This window comes from Achromobacter sp. HZ34 (genome assembly GCF_002209485.1).
Classification (GTDB): Bacteria; Pseudomonadota; Gammaproteobacteria; order Burkholderiales; family Burkholderiaceae_B; genus Bordetella_C.
In genome coordinates, this window is sequence record NZ_NJIX01000020.1 from 1 (window position 1) to 1,267 (window position 1,267).

Here is a 1,267-nt window from a genome sequence, read left to right on the forward strand (position 1 = left end):
GAAGTGATTGGAAGTGGTTCCAAGAAAAGCCTCTAAGCTTCAGCTGTACGAGACCGTACCGCAAACCGACACAGGTGGACGGGATGAATATTCCAAGGCGCTTGAGAGAACTCGGGAGAAGGAACTCGGCAAATTGATACCGTAACTTCGGGAGAAGGTATGCCCCGGTAGTGTGAAGCGCCTGCGCGCTGAGCATGATGGGGTCGCAGAGAATCGGTGGCTGCGACTGTTTATTAAAAACACAGCACTCTGCAAAGACGAAAGTCGACGTATAGGGTGTGACGCCTGCCCGGTGCCGGAAGGTTAAGTGATGGGGTGCAAGCTCTTGATCGAAGCCCCGGTAAACGGCGGCCGTAACTATAACGGTCCTAAGGTAGCGAAATTCCTTGTCGGGTAAGTTCCGACCTGCACGAATGGCGTAACGATGGCCACACTGTCTCCTCCCGAGACTCAGCGAAGTTGAAGTGTTTGTGATGATGCAATCTACCCGCGGCTAGACGGAAAGACCCCATGAACCTTTACTGTAGCTTTGCATTGGACTTTGAACCGGCCTGTGTAGGATAGGTGGGAGGCGCTGAAACCGAGTCGCTAGATTCGGTGGAGCCGACCTTGAAATACCACCCTGGTCTGTTTGAGGTTCTAACCTTGGTCCGTTATCCGGATTGGGGACAGTGCATGGTGGGCAGTTTGACTGGGGCGGTCTCCTCCCAAAGCGTAACGGAGGAGTTCGAAGGTACGCTAGGTACGGTCGGAAATCGTGCTGATAGTGCAATGGCATAAGCGTGCTTGACTGTGAGACTGACAAGTCGAACAGGTGCGAAAGCAGGACATAGTGATCCGGTGGTTCTGAATGGAAGGGCCATCGCTCAACGGATAAAAGGTACTCTGGGGATAACAGGCTGATACCGCCCAAGAGTTCATATCGACGGCGGTGTTTGGCACCTCGATGTCGGCTCATCTCATCCTGGGGCTGTAGCCGGTCCCAAGGGTATGGCTGTTCGCCATTTAAAGAGGTACGTGAGCTGGGTTTAAAACGTCGTGAGACAGTTTGGTCCCTATCTGCCGTGGGCGTTGGATACTTGACGGAGCCTGCTCCTAGTACGAGAGGACCGGAGTGGACGTACCTCTGGTGTACCGGTTGTCATGCCAATGGCATTGCCGGGTAGCTATGTACGGAAGAGATAACCGCTGAAGGCATCTAAGCGGGAAACTCGTCTGAAGATTAGGTATCCCGGGGCCTCGAGCCCCCTGAAGGGTCGTTCAAGAC

Annotated in this window: 1 rRNA gene; it reads left to right on the top strand. The window is 54.0% G+C overall.

Annotated features, from left to right (window positions below):
* Positions 1-1,267 (top strand): 23S ribosomal RNA (locus tag CEY05_RS30715); the annotation flags it as partial.